Annotated in this window: 12 protein-coding genes and 4 pseudogenes; 6 read left to right on the forward strand and 10 right to left on the reverse strand. The window is 64.6% G+C overall.

The window, feature by feature from the left end:
• The first annotated feature begins 141 nt into the window (after nt 1–141).
• Entirely contained in the window at nt 142–1,122 is a 981-nt protein-coding gene (locus HW577_RS00110) for a Bug family tripartite tricarboxylate transporter substrate binding protein (protein WP_198374010.1), read from the forward strand.
• Nucleotides 1,123–1,152: 30 nt separating this feature from the next.
• On the opposite strand, the gene HW577_RS00115 is transcribed toward HW577_RS00110, so the two are convergent.
• Together HW577_RS00115 and tnpC are read right to left on the reverse strand one after the other, a co-directional pair.
• On the reverse strand, nt 1,153–1,710 hold the full coding sequence (locus tag HW577_RS00115; protein WP_332837267.1) for an enoyl-CoA hydratase-related protein: 558 nt from the start codon (nt 1,708–1,710) through the stop codon (nt 1,153–1,155).
• A pseudogene (gene tnpC / locus HW577_RS26350) lies at nt 1,634–2,297 on the reverse strand (IS66 family transposase); the annotation flags it as partial. The pseudogene tnpC and the gene HW577_RS00115, both read right to left, overlap by 77 nt.
• On the opposite strand from tnpC, the pseudogene HW577_RS00125 reads away from it, so the two are divergent.
• Both HW577_RS00125 and HW577_RS00130 read left to right on the forward strand, forming a co-directional pair.
• A pseudogene (locus HW577_RS00125) lies at nt 2,297–2,629 on the forward strand (integrase core domain-containing protein); the annotation flags it as partial. The pseudogenes tnpC and HW577_RS00125 overlap by 1 nt on opposite strands.
• Nucleotides 2,630–2,790: 161 nt before the next feature.
• Nucleotides 2,791–3,225 (forward strand): hypothetical protein, encoded by a 435-nt coding sequence (locus tag HW577_RS00130; protein ID WP_198374013.1) that lies wholly within the window; start codon nt 2,791–2,793, stop codon nt 3,223–3,225.
• 70 nt (nt 3,226–3,295) lie between these two features.
• On the opposite strand, the pseudogene HW577_RS27175 reads toward HW577_RS00130, so the two are convergent.
• Nucleotides 3,296–3,460, reverse strand: a pseudogene (locus tag HW577_RS27175) (IS481 family transposase); the annotation flags it as partial.
• On the opposite strand from HW577_RS27175, the pseudogene HW577_RS00140 reads away from it, so the two are divergent.
• The 3 genes and pseudogenes from HW577_RS00140 to tnpA form a co-directional block, all read left to right on the forward strand.
• Nucleotides 3,453–3,743: pseudogene (locus tag HW577_RS00140) on the forward strand (transposase domain-containing protein); the annotation flags it as partial. The pseudogenes HW577_RS27175 and HW577_RS00140 sit on opposite strands and share 8 nt — an antisense overlap.
• Before the next feature lie 416 nt (nt 3,744–4,159).
• Entirely contained in the window at nt 4,160–4,849 is a 690-nt protein-coding gene (locus HW577_RS00145) for a hypothetical protein (RefSeq protein ID WP_198374015.1), read from the forward strand.
• Between the two features lie 115 nt (nt 4,850–4,964).
• Nucleotides 4,965–5,384: an IS66-like element accessory protein TnpA gene (gene tnpA / locus HW577_RS00150; RefSeq protein ID WP_198374016.1), complete on the forward strand. Its 420-nt coding sequence runs from the start codon at nt 4,965–4,967 to the stop codon at nt 5,382–5,384.
• 80 nt (nt 5,385–5,464) lie between these two features.
• On the opposite strand, the gene HW577_RS00155 is transcribed toward tnpA, so the two are convergent.
• From HW577_RS00155 to HW577_RS00185, 7 genes are all read right to left on the reverse strand, one after another.
• A complete protein-coding gene (locus HW577_RS00155; protein ID WP_198374017.1) occupies nt 5,465–6,394 on the reverse strand; it encodes an OmpA/MotB family protein in 930 nt (309 codons plus the stop codon).
• 3 nt (nt 6,395–6,397) lie between these two features.
• The gene (locus HW577_RS00160) at nt 6,398–8,251 is read right to left on the reverse strand and encodes a hypothetical protein (RefSeq protein WP_198374018.1); all 1,854 of its coding nucleotides are present in this window, start codon (nt 8,249–8,251) and stop codon (nt 6,398–6,400) included.
• Between the two features lie 11 nt (nt 8,252–8,262).
• Nucleotides 8,263–9,054, reverse strand: coding sequence for a hypothetical protein (locus HW577_RS00165; protein WP_198374019.1), 792 nt, complete (start codon nt 9,052–9,054; stop codon nt 8,263–8,265).
• Entirely contained in the window at nt 9,051–12,260 is a 3,210-nt protein-coding gene (locus tag HW577_RS00170) for an acetate and sugar kinases/Hsc70/actin family protein (RefSeq protein WP_198374020.1), read from the reverse strand. Before HW577_RS00170 ends, HW577_RS00165 begins: the two co-directional genes overlap by 4 nt.
• A gap of 105 nt (nt 12,261–12,365) precedes the next feature.
• Nucleotides 12,366–13,883 (reverse strand): FtsZ/tubulin family protein, encoded by a 1,518-nt coding sequence (locus HW577_RS00175; RefSeq protein ID WP_198374021.1) that lies wholly within the window; start codon nt 13,881–13,883, stop codon nt 12,366–12,368.
• Nucleotides 13,880–14,398 carry a hypothetical protein gene (locus tag HW577_RS00180; protein ID WP_198374022.1) on the reverse strand — a complete coding sequence of 173 codons (519 nt, stop codon included), beginning with the start codon at nt 14,396–14,398 and terminating at the stop codon, nt 13,880–13,882. The genes HW577_RS00175 and HW577_RS00180 overlap by 4 nt, the downstream gene beginning before the upstream one ends.
• A 13-nt stretch (nt 14,399–14,411) precedes the next feature.
• Nucleotides 14,412–15,818, reverse strand: coding sequence for a hypothetical protein (locus HW577_RS00185; RefSeq protein ID WP_198374023.1), 1,407 nt, complete (start codon nt 15,816–15,818; stop codon nt 14,412–14,414).
• Nucleotides 15,819–15,825 lie beyond the last annotated feature (7 nt).

Below are 15,825 nucleotides of genomic sequence, written 5' to 3' on the forward strand. Positions count from 1 at the left end.
TGTACAACAGGCAGGGTCCTTCAGCCGGCATGGCGCGTGTCGACCGCTCGCATTTGACTCGGCACCCCCGGGCGGCTCCTCTCCCAGCAGAACGGCCGACCAAGGCCGTCGCGATCTTGATCGAGGGAAGGAAGCCCGTCCATGAACCGCCGCTCCCTGCTGCGGGCGCTCGGCGCCACCCCGTTGCTCCCCATTCTGCCCGCCGGCGCGCAGAACGTGCCTGCTTGGCGCCCCGACCGGCCCATCCGCTTCATCGTTGGCTTCGCGGCCGGCGGCAGCACCGACACGACGGCGCGACTCGTCGCCAATGCGATCGGCGGGACGCTTGGCCAGCCCGTCGTGGTCGAAAATCGCGTCGGCGGTGCGGGCAATATCGGGTCCGAGCATGTCGCGCGCAGCGCGCCCGACGGACATACCTATGTTGTGGCCTCGGTCGGCACGCATGCCACCAATCAGTTCCTGTACCGGAACCTGCCGTTTCATGTGGTACGCGACTTCACGCCGGTCTCGCTCATCCTTGTCAGCGGCGCCGTCGCCGTGGTGCGGCCTTCCCTGCCGATCCGCTCGATCCCAGAATTGATCGCCCATGCGCGGGCCAATCCGGGCGCAATCAACCTCGGCACCAGCGGCGTCGGCGGAACGCAGCACTTTGCTGCCGCCCTGTTCGAACAGAAGACTGGCGTCCGGTTCACCCATGTTCCCTATCGCGGCGGGGCGCCGGCCATGGCGGATCTGGTCGCCGGACGGCTGGACCTGATCTTCTCCCCGCTCGCCGAGACCATGTCGTTCATCGAAAGCGGCCAGGTGCGCCCGCTCGGCGTCACGCGCGCGCAGCGGATGCCGGCGCTGCCTGACATCGCGCCGATCGCCGACGCCGTGCCGGGCTACGAGTTCAACAGCTGGATCGGCATCTTCGGCCCGGCGAACCTGCCGGCGCCCATCGTGCGGACCATGTCGGACGCCATCGCTGCCGGTGTCCGTACGCCGGAGGTGAACCAGCGGATGGTCGCGCTCGGCTACCTGCCCTTGGGCGGCTCGGCCGAGGACATGGCAACCCTCCAGCGCAGCGATGTCGCGCTGATGGCAGAACTGGTCCGCCTGACGGGTGCGTCGGCCGACTGATCCAGCGGGGCGCGGCGGTCGCCCTGTACCTCAGCCTTCCCGCAACTGCGGCAGGCGATAGCGGTCCTGCAGGTCGTCCCAGCCCTTGAAGTTCGGTGCGCGCTTTTCGGCGAAGGCGGCGCGGCTTTCTATCAGGTCGCTGAGCGCGCCGTGCTTGTGCAGCGCCGCGGCAAGATCCTTCTGCGCAGGGCTTGGTCGCGGGCGCATCTGCCGCATCATGTGCACCGTGTTGACCCTCGATGCCGGCGGCAGGCTCAGCAGATGGTGCGCCATGTCGATCGCGGTCGGCAGCACGGCCTCGGGCTCGACCAGGCGGTTGACGAAGCCGCGCTCGTGGAACCGCTCGGCCGTGAAGCGGAAGCCGAGCGCCATTTCCATCGTGATCGGGAAGGGCAGGTGGGCAAGGTGGCCGCGGTCGTAGCCGCCGAGCAGCCAGCGCTTTGCCTCCGACACCTCGAACACCGCGCCCTTAGCCGCGACCCGCAGGTCGGTCCGCTCGACCAGCATGAAGCCGTCGCCCATGGCTCCAGCAATACGCCACGATCTTCGGCCCCGTCGTCGCGTCGGTGAGGCCCTTGTACGCGGCATAGCCGTCGCACTGCAGGATGCCGCGATAGCCACCCAGCAGGGCCCTGGCATGCTCGCGCCCACGGCTCGGGGCGTAGGTGTAGACGCCCCCCGGCGGATCGCCCCCACCCTAGCCAGGGCCGGTCGTCGCGCGCGATGGTCCAGAACCAGCCGGTCTTCGTTCGGCCGCGGCCAGGATCGAGCACCGGCACCGAGGTCTCGTCGGCGAACAGCCGCGGCGAGCCGAGCAGGATCGCCTTCATCCGCCGCACCACGGGCGCGATCTCCGCCGCCGCCGTGCCGACACAGGCCGCCAGCGTCGCGCGGTCCACCAGCACGCCCTGGCACGCCAGGATCCCGGCCTGGCGATACAGCGACAGATGATCCGCGTAGCGCGAGACCAGCACATGCGCGACCGTCGCCTCGGTCGGCAGGCCGCCCTCGATGAGGCGCGCCGGCGCCGGCCGCTGCACCACCACGCCGGCGCAGGACCGGCAGGCGAGCTTCGGCCGGCGCGTCACGATCACCCGGAACTGCGCCGGGATCACGTCCAGTCGCTCCGAGGTTTCGGTGCCGATCTCCACCATCGCCGACGCGCAGCACAGGCATCCGCTCTGATCAGGGGCCGGAGTTCATCGCCGAGGCGGTGACGGCCTTGATCGCCGGCGTCGGTGCAAAGACCGCGTACATCGATAAGGCTAGCCCCTGAGAGAACGGGTGCGTCGAATCCTTCAACGGCAAGCTGCGCGACGAGTTGCTCAACGGTGAGGTGTTCAACACGCTCAGGGAAGCCCAGGTGCTGATCGAGGACTGGCGCAGGCACTACAACCGGCTAAGGCCGCATTCCGCGCTGGGCTACCGCCCGCCAGCCCCGGAGATCCTGCCCGCAGCGAGGAGGCCGATCGGCTCAGGAGCCGGCGAGATGGCGGTGGCCCATTAAAATCCCACCCGGACCACTCGACGGGGGCTGGTCATCACCATTGTGGGTCGGTAGGCCGAGCCTTCGCGTCGCGTACCGAAAATTTTCTCCTCTACTCCGCTTTACTCTGGAACGGAGTAAATCAAAGTGATACGGTCGTCAGCGTAGAGGAGGACATGGGTATGGCCGAACTTCGCAGCATCGAGATCGACTGGGACATCTACAAAGCCATCGAGGCCGAACGCCGGGGCTTTGATGAGCCTCAGTACTTCGCTCTCCGGCGCTTGCTGAACCTGCCGCCTCTGTCTGCACCGGCTGCGCCGCCTATGTCGCCGAAGCAAGGACGCTCTTGGCAAGCCGAAGGGGTTGTCATTCCGCACGGCACGCCGGCAAAGATGGAGTACGGCCGGGGCTCGCAGCTCATCGAGGGCGCATTCCTCGACGGAAAGCTGGTCGTGAACGGGCGGTCGTTCTCGAATCTGTCGGCAGCTGCGGACGCATTCGCCATGACGAAGCAGGGCACCAAGACCTCGCTCAATGGCTGGAAGTACTGGCAGGTGAAGCTGCCGGGTCAGGCTGAGTGGGTGCTGCTAGACGACATGCGCAAGCGTCGTTAGCTGGGCGGGCCCTGATCAGCAGTTGAAGCGGCCCCCAATTCGACCGGACAGGCGGCATAGCGCGGAGGGCCTAGGTGCTTAGTCCCGGCATTTGGTGGTGCGGGTCTCGGGTGAAGCGGCTGGGCTCTTCAGCCCAGGCTTTGCAGATGGACTCGTAGGGTGTGAGCCCACGAAGGCGCTTGAGGCGGCGGGCGAAATTGTAGGCGGCGATGAAGTCGTCGAGGTGCCGCCGGAGCGCCCTGACGACGGTGCTGTGCGACGGCCGCGCCTGCCTGCACAACAACGCCGCCGAGCGGCGCATGCGCCCCCTGGCGCTGGGGCGGAAGAACTACCTGTTCGCCGGGTCGCTCGAGGGCGGCAGGGGAGCCGCGATCATCTACACCCTGGTCGGCACCGCCGAGCTGAACGGCTGGGATCCGCAGGCCTATCTGCGCGTGCTGCTCGACCGCATCGCCGACCACCCCATCGACCGCATCGGCGAACTCGTGCCATGGAACCTGCGGCCCGACGCCGCCTGAGCCGCGTCAAGCCGCCGACGCCGTACCCGTCAGTGCACGCCTACGGATCATCAGCGCCCGCATGATCCGCTCCAGGAAGCCATGCCCGCCGATGAATCACGACCGACCGCGTCGCCTCGACCCCAAGAGTCAGCCCTTTGTGCGCCGGGTACCACGCCATCACTACCTGATTGTCAGCATTTAGATGCGGGACGTCTAAAACCCCAGACGGTGCTCCAGGACAAGAAACGGCTCGTCCGTAAAGGGACATAGACGTCCAAGCTGATCATCCAGGCAACAAAGCCGCTTCCTTATAACGACGTCATTTTTTGGACTGGACTATAATTGCGAACCCACGCCACGCTTCGGTCTCTGCTCGGGAGAGGAACGGTATGCGGGAAAGTCGGCGAACGATCGCGGCCGTCACAGCGATCTGCATGTTCCTGAGCGCCTGCGGCACGACGGCTGCTCAACGACGCGCGAGTGAATTCGGCCAGCAATTCCAGACCGCATCTGCCACTGCGATGAATTGCGTACAGCAGGTGTATGAAAAGCCAGAAAATGCCGAAGTGCGTCGCCGGACCCCCCTGCGCATCGAAGAGCTGACGGATTTTCATATCCGCGACCGCTCTCGCCCGAGGCCGAATGACGGCGAAATGCTGGCAACCTGGGATCTCGATATGCAGGAGTGCTACAAACAAACCCGCCATCAACTTGAACCGGTTGGTCAATATATACTCGGATGGCATGACGAAACAACGCGTCAATACAACGAAGCCCGCACGCAGCTGCTTCAGGGGGCCGTCAGTTGGGGGGAATACAATCGTCGTCGTCAGGAAATTTACACCGCCTCGAATGAAAGCCTGCGTCAGGCTCAGGCTCAATTTAACCAGGAGCTCGAGGCTGCCCATGCCTCGGAGATGCGCAGCCGCCAGATCGCGGCCGGCATAGCCCTAATCCTGCTCGGCGCCGCCGCGGGCGCAGCTGCTGGATACGCGGGGGGCGGCTATTATCCGCCGACCCAGAATGTCAGTGGCTATCGCCGCTCGGACGGCACCTATGTGGCTCCCTATATCCGGACGCGTCCCGACAGCAATCCATGCAACAACTTCAGTTCCCGCTGTTGAGCCGTAAGCGTTCTCCCTCGACTGCCTTGCGGCGCGTGGTTCTGACCGGCTGACCTGCGCGGCTGCTGGGCGGCGCGGATGTCGGTTGTCGCCCTTACGCGTAGGGGTATGGGCGTTGCCGGACGGTCAGCGGAGTGAGGTGATCAGTGTGGTGCAGCGGCGGCGGCGCTGGACGACGGAGCAGAAGCTGGCGTTGGTCGAGGAGGCGATGCGTCCGGGCTCGTCGGTGGCGGGTGTGGCCGATCGCCATGGCATGAGCCGGAGGCTGCTGTTTGAGTGGCGGCGGCAGGCTCGCGAGGGGACGATGCCGGGCCTGGTCCGGATGGAGCCGGAGGTCCCGCCCACTCTGGTGCCGGTTCGCGTCGTCGAGGATCCGCCGCCGCGGCCGCAGGCTCCCGCATCGTCACGTCCTGGACGGCCTGCGCGGTCCGGCGCGATGATCGAGCTGGTATTGCGGAACTGCCGTGTGCTGCGTGTCTCCGAGGCGATCGCGCCGGAGGTGCTGGGGCGGTTGGCGGCGGCGCTAGACGGCTGATGCTGGCGCTGCATGCCGGTGTGCGCGTCAGCAACGCTTACGTCGATCAGCGTCCGAGCGAACTAGCGAGGTGCCAAAGTCTAATGTCCCGCTGGGCCAGAGTTTGCGCCGGCGCCGGTGAAGCGCTCAAGTCGCCCACGCAGGGCGCCCAGCTCCGGTGGCGGCGCCGACGTCAGGAGGAAGCGGATCTCTATCCTCCGATTGGCCGCCAGGTCCTCCTCGCGATCACTCTCCCTTCCGGGAACCGGGCGATCCGGACCATACCCAGAGACGCCCATCAGTGGTGCCGCGGCGGCATTGCGAAGAGACCAGAGTTCTGGCCGCGCCGTACGTATGGCGTCATACGTGTTCAGGGCACGGCTGGCCGATAGTTCATAGTTGCCGTCCCGATCTCCGGTCCCCAGACGTCTGCGATCGGTATGGCCTTCGACGAAGACAGCATCGATGACCGCTGAGCTCTGGGGTTCGCATCCATCCCGTGTACGGCCGCCGGCTGTGAAGCAGGGAAGGATTGCCGCCAGAGAGTCAGCGAGAGCCCTGATGGCCTCGCGGGCCGGCCCTGTTGCTGGGAGGTCTGATCTCCCGGACCCGAAGAGGATCCGATCGGAAAGGCGGAGCACGCCCGTATCGGCATCGATGCTGACCGGTACGCCGCGGGCCTCCAGGGCGCTTTGGAGCGACGACAGCAGGGCCGCACGACTTGCCTGCGCATGCTCCATGGCCGCCTCCAGCCGCCTGACCTCCGCTCCCAGTCCTCCGGTGACCTCGGCCCGCAGAGTGGCGATCTCTTGCTGGGCCCGCTGCCGCATCTCCGCGAGCTCTCGCTGCTGCGCAATACCTTGGGCTTCGGCGTCCGCCCGAATGCGTTCGGCGTCACTGGTCGCGGTGGTTAACTGCAATGCGAAGGCGAAGAGCGCGAGAATGAAAACGAACAGGAGGCCGGCCATCAGATCCGAGACGGATCCGAGATAGCCCTCCTCACTCTCCTCGCGCTCAACCCTGGTCCGCATGGGCTAGCGGGCCTCCATGGACGCCACGGGCATTGCTTGGCCATCAGACGCCGGCGGGGCTGACGACGGTACCCAAGGGTCGATGACCGATCCATCGGTATGGGACGTCCTGGCTGCCTCGGACGACGGATCTACGGCGCTGGTAGTCGCCTCCATGAGGCGGGCGGCCGCGGCGCGAAGCTCGGCGACCAGTTCCTTCGGTGACGTGGATTCTGTGATCTTCGTGGCGGCAGCGTCCAAGGCAGAGGCGGCGTTGGCCACCAGCAGGACACCGTCGCTCGCCGCAGCCCGCAGTTGCCCCATCGTGGACGCCAGCCCCTGGACTTGGTTGCCGACGTTCGTGGCCGAGTCATCCAAGACCTTGGAGCCCGCGATCAGACGACTGGTGGCCACCGTGACCGAATCAACAAGCGTATTCGCCGCCTGTTCGGCCGCCTCGACCAACGTGGTCTCGGCCTCCTTCCCACCTGTCGCGACGGCTTTGCCAGCGGCTCGGAGTTCACGGGCAGCATCTGCGGCGGAACGGGCTAGGTAGCCCTCGGACTTGCGGGCGCCTTCCGTGAGTCGATCGCCAGCGGCTTCACCGGCCTCCACGATCTTCTTCTCCAGCGAGGCGCCGGCGAGTTCGAGGGCAAGGCCGAAGGCGCGGGTTCCATCTGCCATCGCTTCGCGCAGACTAGTCGCGGCTCGTGCGGATGACTCTTCCCACTTCGGCCCGGAATCAGCGATGGCAGCAGTTGCCATTGTCATGGCGTCAGCCATGCCGCGTGAGGCGTCGGAGGCGGCTTGCGCGATTTCCTGTGCTGCGGCAGAGCCTGCACCGGCTAGGCCTTCGCGGACCGTGTTCAGTGTTTGCGCCAGCCCGGCAATGTGACCCCCGACCCGCTCCATGGCGGTCGTCGCTTCCCGGATCTCGGTGCCGGCCGAAGCCTCAAGGCGATCCAAGAATGCCTTGGACATCTGTTCGAGCTGCTTGCGATTGTTCTCCGAGACCCCGGTCGTCATCCGACCTATCGCGGAGGCCAACGGCTCGATGGCGTCGCGAAGCCTTTCATTGAGAGCGGCATCGAACCGCTGGGCAAGGATCTCCGCTAGGCGCTCGGTTTCCGCGCGCCTGGCATCGATGTCACCGCGAAGGGTGGACTGGGTGTCAGCCGCCAGTTCCTGTGGCGTCAGGGGTGGTAAACGGCGGTCCAGAGCGCCGTTTAGCCGAGATAGCGCATGCTCGGTGCTGCGTGTCTCACGTCGGACCCAGGCGGCGGAGATGATCGAGAGCAGAAGAGCCACGACGGAGAAGCTGAACTTGGCCGCAGCGGTCCCGAGGAGTACGGCGAGGCCGTCCCGCACCTGAGTTGGATCTCCGGCTCCGAGAGAACCGCCGGCTGCCTTCAGGGCGAAGACCAGGCCGAGGAAGGTGAGGATGAGCCCAACGCCTACCAGTGCGTTAGCGTGCGCGCGTGCTGATCGGAGGTCCGCCCCTGCCAGCCCAAGGAGTTCGAGGTTAAAGAAATCGCTGGCGGGCACGGTTTGGCGATAGACATCGCCCCCTCCTCGGCCCGGCGTCAGAACCGTGCTGGTCATGGCCGACCAGCTGTCCCCGAGGACCGGGTCCGTACGGAACTGTTCAGTGAGAGTTTGGTATTCTCGGGCAACGTCCCGATGGTCGCCCGCCAGCACGAGTGTCTCGCGCATTTTTTTCGCGGCGGAGCGGATTGCCCTGGCTGCCCTCGTCAGCGGCCAGGCTGCACGGATCGTCCACGCCGCAAGACCGAAGGCGACGCACAGGATGAAGGCCCAATGTGAATAGATGTCATTCAGCGAGATCCAGATGCTGGACTGCGCGCCTACATCCCCCATCGCCCCGCACCTCAGCTTTGCTCGAACGGAAGAAGGAGGCGCCCCTTCTGCCGGACCTTGAAGCCCTCATCAACCAACGCTGGCTGTGCAGCGAGCGCGTCACCTCGCTCGATATCGAAAAGCCACTGCAGCCTGGTTTGCGCGGCTCGACCAGCGTCACTGGTGTAGAGGCCGAGATTGCGGCGCAGATTGAAGCCCGGGACCGCAAGCCTGTGGAAGTCGTGAGAAAAGACCAAGATGTCCCCGCGATCCGCCGACGGCGCCCTTTCCAGGGTGGATTGACCACCGGCGCCTACGCAGAAGGCTTCACCCTTCACGCTGTCCGCGAATGCGTTAAAGCTGGCCGCGCTATCAAGCGCCTGTGCTGCCCGATCGAGAACCTCCTGAAGCGTATCCCGCCTGGGCTGTAGCGCCGCCTGGCGGTGAGCCGGAAAGTAATCTCCCGGCACGGGCTCAGGCGGCACTCGGATGCCGCGCGAAGGCTGAGCGATTTCGGGGCGGACAATGCTGGGCTGTGCGTCGAACCCGTCTTGGCGCCGCGACTCTGGGACCTCAACATGGCGGCGAGATTCATCGCGAGGCCGCTCAGGACGTCGAGGCTCCGAACCGTAGCGAAGGTCATCTTCGACCCGAAGGAGGCGTTGCTCGAAGCTTCGCCTGAATTCCGCCAACTGCGCCATGTCCGCCTTCTCGTCCCGCAGCTGTGCGATCTCGGAACGCAAAAAGAACACAGCAATCACGCTGATAATGGCCAGCAGGGTGGTGCCGCCGATCATCAGAAGGAACGTGATTTCCTGGCTCATGGCAGCCTCAGCGGAGCATCGTCGATTGCCAGCCTTCGGACAAAGCGACGCAGGATGACTATGAATGGCGGCTCGATGGCCGAGGTGTCCTCGACAGCCGCCTGACCGGTGGCTTCTTCGTTGGCCAGGAGCTGAGCGCGATGCATCTCCTGATTCGCTTCGCCGATCAGGTTGGCGATGACGTCATCGCCGACTTTTGCACGAATGCCAATCGAAGGAAGGCGAGCGACGAACCGTCGGAACTCAGGAGCGCCCGTGATCCGGATAGGCGCCTGAAGCGCAATGTCGGCGACGCGGAAGGTAGATTCGACTTCCTTTCCGTTTTGCTCAACAGCCTCACCGAGCGGCGGGTCCGCGTGAACGCGCCCGATGATAGATGCATCACCGTGAACCAACCCGTAAGCGACTTCTTCCTTCGGGTCGTTTGAGAAAATGATATCCGCTCGCGGCATGGCGTCGCCAGTCGCTTCCGAAAAGAAGCGCAGCAGCTTCACCTTGTCGTCGCCCGACGTCAGCAAGTGCCGGAACAATATCGAGGCGCGGCCACCGACTGCGATCGTTACGGTGGTATTGGGCCGGGGGAGCAAAGTCCCCTTGTCGACCAACGACCGGACCACGCGTCCGGTGTAATCGAGCAGACCGGCGAAGGCGGTGAGAGCGACGGCCCGAAGCCGCTCCGCTTCGGGGGTTCCAGCCAATACGGGTAGGTAATTCTGCACCGCGTCGGAAAACGGCTTGCTGTTGACCACGAGCTCTGTAGCGATGGTCGCCTTGTCGTCGTCGGTCGTGGCGACTTCGGTCAACGACTCAACAAGGGATTTAAGCGCCGGCACCTGGTCAGCGAGTTTGCCCAGGATGCCCGGATGACGGCGCAAATGGTCGATGAGCATGGCCCGCCCCGCCAGCTCGAAAGATCCACGCCAGGTGAGAGGTTCGGCGCCGCCCGCCGTTTGTTGAAGGATGGCGATATCCGTGGTTCCCCCACCGATATCCATGCTGATCAACCCTTCCACCGCCGCAGCGTGACGGCGGTGGATAAAGTACAAAGCGGTGCTAACCGACTCAGTCCTGAATTCCACGGAGGGATCGCTTCTCGACGTCGCTCCGGTCGTAATCTCGACGGCGATTCTCGACGCGTTACGCGCGGCTTGCTCAAAGCCCGTCAACTGCCATGGGCGAAACGCTTCTGGATAGGAATAGCGGAAGGAGACTTGGTCGGGGTGGATGCCCCTTGCCGTCGCCTCGGCCAGCGCGAGAATCACGACCTCGGTCAGGAAGAGTTGGATGTGCTTGCGGCCGTCCTGGAGGCGCGACCATTTAAGATTGAAATGCAGGCCGGCTCGATGGTTGATCTCCTTGATCGCGTGCTCGCGCCGCTGCGCAAAATAGACGAATGCGTCGCGAAACACCTGCTCCCCACCTGACCTACTCGCAATCGAGCGGGTACGGAGAATCGTCTGAAACGGAATTGGGACGTCGGTAGCGGGCAGGAACTCGCGATCGATCAAGTCGCGTCCCTCTTCCGTGTCACTATACGTCACGACGTGGCGGGCCTTTATAAGGAGTGGCTCCGGGTTCCCGCCGGACCGCTGAAGGTAGACAGACGTGTTGGTCGTGCCGAAGTCGATCCCGATGATTGCCTGGCCCGCTCCGCTGGACGACACTTGCTCCGCCATTGGCATCATGACGAGGCCGGCTACCTTGCGATCGTTCTTATGCCGGTACTCGATCACGGTAGCCTCTGGCGCGGCGGAAAGCTGATGTATTCCCTGAGCGATCTGTCTGTCATCGCGTAGCCAGGTGACGTCGCCAATCCCCCGCAGGTCGCCATCTCTCACGGCTCTCGCCCCGGCCACTGCGCTGAAGCCGTCGTTGGCGTCCAATCGCCTGGCGATGGCGTCACCCGATACGACAGCAACAGGCGTGTACTGCACATCGATCGTCGCGCTTGTGAAGCCGAAGTGAAGCTTCCACCACTCAGCCTTGAAGTTCGGCCAAACAGACATGAGCTCTGGAGGCTCGAAGCTCGCCTCGTCGCGGTAAAGGCGCGATAGGTTAATGCGCGTTCGCGACTTCTCTAGCGTCAAGGTCAGGTGAAGCGTCGGACCATCGCCTCCCGGGATAAGCCGGCATGACGTGGCTAGGTCCGCGCCCGACATCAACGCGAGCACGATAGGGCTGAGCGGGAGGATATGCTCACGTGCGCCTGGTGGGTGCTGATCGAAGCCGCGCTCGGACCCGATGCCAACCACGCGATAGAGCGTCGGCAGGAAAAGCTCGTCGGGGGTTAGGATGAGATACCCCTTGCCCTGGGCTTCGGACCTAATGGTGTCGATAAGCCCGGGATTTGCCTTGAGCATGCCCAGGGTAATCGTTTCCCAGATCCGGATGTTTCCCGCCGGTACCCCCATGAGACGGTCGAGATCTTGATCGACCAGAATGACGCCCTTGAGCGACGTACCAATCTCCGGGCGGATCTGGAGCAGCGTGTCGGCCACCGCCCGGCCGGCAAGCGCGACCCGCTCCGGCGAGTTCATGGCGGAGAAGATTGGCAAGTTTGGCAACTGAAGGGGCGAGTGCACCGGGCTAAACGTTGGCTCTGACCCGCTGGGCCGCGCCTCGTTTGCGAACGACTGGAGAAGCCCAATGAGAATGGCGATGTCATGGACATGCGCGTGAGTTCGAAGCTCTTGCGTCATGCGATCGAGGTACCGCACGAGGGCCCACCGATCTTCTACGCCGATGCCGCCGATCTTCAGGGGATCCTGGAACCGTCCATCGCGCAGCCACGGAATTGAGGGCAGCTGGACATGATCGGCGAGCGAACGGCTGGGCGCGAGCAGCGTCAACGGCTGGGCAATCGCGATGACCTTCTTCTCCTCGCGGAGGATCGCAACCTCGTCAATCTCCCGGTTCTCGAGAAGGCTGGCCAGGGGGCGTAGCCGGCGAACGATATCCGCCCAAGGCCCGGGCGGCAGTTCTGAGAGACGGAAAACTTCGGACGTCAGATTGGGGACATACGCGGCGGCGAGGGCAACGGTTACCAACAAGCCACGCCATTCCCCGACGGCCCGGACATGGAGCGGATGGCGCTCGTTGACCAGGGCATCATGGAAGACGGTGATGGCGGCCCACACGTCGGGGACGGAGACGATATCCGCTCCATGCGACAGACTATCGGGCGTGTTCAGGCCCTGAGCGATCACCCGCAGAGGATCAGACGTCGGACCCATGGGATACCAGGCACCGGCGCCAGGCAGCGGTGAGACCCGGTGTTCGGGACGAAGCGGAGGAAGGAAAGGGGCCATGGATCAGGCTCCTCCGTTGCGCCGAGGCGAGCAGGCGTTGTGAATAGATGCGATGAGACGACCGATGCCGGCGCTTTCGGAGGCCGGAGGATCGTAGCTCAGTGAGGTAAACAGATCGGCAAGCGTAATGCCGTCGATTCCCGGAACGAGATTGCGGAAGTCCGAACTCGAAACCGAGGTCAAGGGCACGTGGTCGATGCTCTGCTGGTTCCAGTCACGAGCCAGAAGGCTGTCCGACAGCAGGTCGAGACGCCGACCCGGACCGGCACCCAGCCGGTTAAGGGCTACGAACCAGCGCAACAGGTCCTCCGAGGCCTTGGTCATCAGCGTGATCGCTCGCTGGGTGTCGTCATCCCTCGGCTCTTTGCCCGGCGGTTGCTTGACCTGCCGCTTGAACCAGGTTTCCCGTCGGAAGCTCTGCCATGCATCTCCCATCAACGCCGGCGCGTATTGCTGACGCCATGCGACCGCGGTCCGGATGGCCGCGGCGACGTGACGGCGCACCGTGCCCCTGGCTCCGGCATCAGGCAGGTCGTCCCAGCTCACGACGTCCTTTCCGTCAGTGCGGGTTGCAACGATGCCCCGGTTGGGGTCGCTACGGGCAGCCAGGAAATCCAGTGCGGCCAGGCCGCCAACGAACTCCGGGAGCAGCGGGGGATTGGCTTGGTTGGTACCGCCGTCGGAGTAAGCATTGAACTGGACCAAGGGATCGCTGCCCAGCAGATAAAGCGTGTCGAAGACCTGCTCCTTGCTGAACAGGGTGGCGTAGTACTCGAGCGCACCGCGGGCCTGCATCAGGAACACGGAAGAATCCGGCCGGATGGCAGGCCCTTCGCCGGGCGGAGGCGTCGGAAAGGCGAAGTAAGGCAACATGAGAACGCCGGCCAGCTTCACTTGCCCACTGAGGCCGCGATCCTTGATCGCCTTGCGGAGAAGCCGTGCGACGGTCGGAAATCCGGAAGCGCCGGTGCCGCCAAAAACGGAGGCGGCGATGAGGACGCGGACCTCCTCTCCCTGCCCTCCGGACTGAAGCGCGCCCAGGAGGTCATGCCAAACCGGCGAATTCGCGGTGACGCCCTGAAGGGTGAGGGCAGCACCGAGGGCAGGCCGCTGACGAAAACCTTCGTCGAGTTGAAGCCGCCTCTCCTCTGCAGAGAACAGAACGTCCGCGAGAGCTGCCTGTTGCCAGGGCAGCCCGCCATAGGCGATCGACCGTTCTAGGGTGGTGGACGACTTCTCCTCCGGCGCCCAGGCCCAGCCCGCCTTTGGTTTCTCGACGTGAGTGCCGAGTAGCTTGCACGGCCCGAGGTCATTGGCGCCTTGGGTGCGAAGTGCTCGGCGAACCTCATTCATATCCTCGAGCACGCGCACAGCGCGTCCGGCATTGCCGTTCGAGCGATCCTGATCGAGCAATCCGATCCACGCCTCATCCGGGCCAAGGCCGCAGAAGGACAGTCGGGCAAAGGCCTCGACGCATTTCGCACCGGTGCCGCCAATGCCGAGCAGGAAGTTCGCGGTCATACGGGCACCCACGAGCGAAGAGGAATGGCAGGTCGCATCATTCTTTCGACGAACAGCCCTGCGAACTTCCAGAAGACGATGACTGCCCCGAGCGCGGTGAAGAGCGACCACTGCAGGGCGATGTCTTGGCTCCCGTCCCTAAACCAGACTCCCATAGCGACGTAGGCGCCGGCACCGGCCGCTGCCGCCACGGCGATGAACGCGCCCCAGAAGACGACATGCCGCCACCCACTTCCCGCCCCACCCGGCCCGGTCGGACGCACGAGATGGAAGCACGAGACCAGCAGGTAGCCGATCGCTACCGCGCAGGTCGCCAGCAATAGTGCGGTCTGGACCGCTTCCTTGCCTTCGGGGAGATAGCGCGCCCGGAAAAGCTCCATGTCAGCTAGCCGGTCAGGCTGGAAAATGCTGGCCGCAATGGATTCTGGAAAGTACAGCGGCGAGAACCATGCGGCAGCAATGAGGGCAGCACAGGCGAGCCCTCCCCAGACAGTCGGCATGAGCCAATGGCGCATGAACGTTTCCTCGTTATCTTGGAACTTGGAAGGCCAGCACCGCCTCCCCGACGGGTTGCGGCTGGAAATCCTCGCGGACGATGGCCTCGAGCATTGTCGCGACTTCCCGCAAGTTCAGTGTCTTGAACAGGCGCGGCCGTTCGAGCGTGAACCGCTCGGCATCACGGGCTTCCAGGTTCCACGCTCGCGTCCACGCGGTCGCCGCGGGAGCATCGGAAAGGCCTATCGCCGACACCTTGATCTGAAGCACGAAAGGCACGCCAGGAAGCATCCGGGAGAGTACGCCTCGGCCCCCAACGGAAATCACGCTCGATCCGGTCGACGTCGTGATTGCCGCGAGTTGCCCTGGGGCGCTTCGAAAGGGAAGCCAACGCTCCCCACATGCATTGCGGGGCGAGGTCTCCGCCCAAATCATTTCTTCGATCTGGAACTCGTCGGGGGACAGGACGGGGCCTTGGGCGAGTTCAGTGAGAGGCAACGTTGCCGCAGCCGTACCCTCACCCCTTGGGAACGAGACCTGACGAACATCAGATCCCATCTCGGGCGACAAGGACGACGCCACCACCGCCGGCGCCGTCGGCCTCAGGTCGAGGGCAAGCGGCCCGCCTGTGATCGGCGTCTTGGTGTAGATCGTCGCGTGCGACCGTGGCGATCCATCCGCCGTCGGCGGCAGCGGCGAGAGGAGCTCGACCTCTATGCGACGGATTAGGCGGGCGACGGCTGAATGCGGTCCAGTCACAATGACATAAAAAGGCCGCTCGGCGGCACCGTCATAGGTGCGGACTACGGGAATATCGAAGATAGTCCCCGAGAATCCTGAACGGATTCCCATCAACCCGACGCTGCGGCCGTCGGCGAGAATTCGGCTAAGGGGAGCGCGGATCGCAGAGGCCCCACCGAAAACCTCTTCGCCCGTGAGGAAGAGATCAGTGGCCAGGATCCCGATTTCTTCACCCGGCAAGGCTTCCATGCGCGACAGGGCTTCGCCGATGCGGCTTTCGGTATCTCGATAGAACTCGGGTCGGGTGGCGCGCTGCAGTTCCGATAGGGAAAGCGCCCGGATGGTGCGCCCGAATCCGAAGGCCGAAACACGATCGCTGACCTGCGACGCAATCTGCGGAAGGCTCAGGACCAACTCACGGAAGGTCCGCGGTTCAGGCAGAGGCTGAGCTGGCTGGGTCTGTTGCTGGCGCTGCGGGGAACGTTGTTGCGTGGGGCGGGTGTTTCCCGAACTTGGCGCTGCTACATAGCCCGCCATGCTGCCGGAAACGTCGAGCAGAACCGTTGCTGCGGGCGCCCGTTGGGCCTGCTGTGCTGCGACCGGGCGACGCCTCAGCACCGTGACTCCGGACGGGAGGCACGCCAGGGCCGGCGCTGGCAACAGCGGCGCTATGACCATCCCGGTTGCCAGGGCGACCATGGATCTG

The sequence above is a fragment of the Neoroseomonas rubea genome (assembly GCF_016106015.1).
In the GTDB taxonomy this organism is placed as follows: Bacteria; Pseudomonadota; Alphaproteobacteria; order Acetobacterales; family Acetobacteraceae; genus Neoroseomonas; species Neoroseomonas rubea.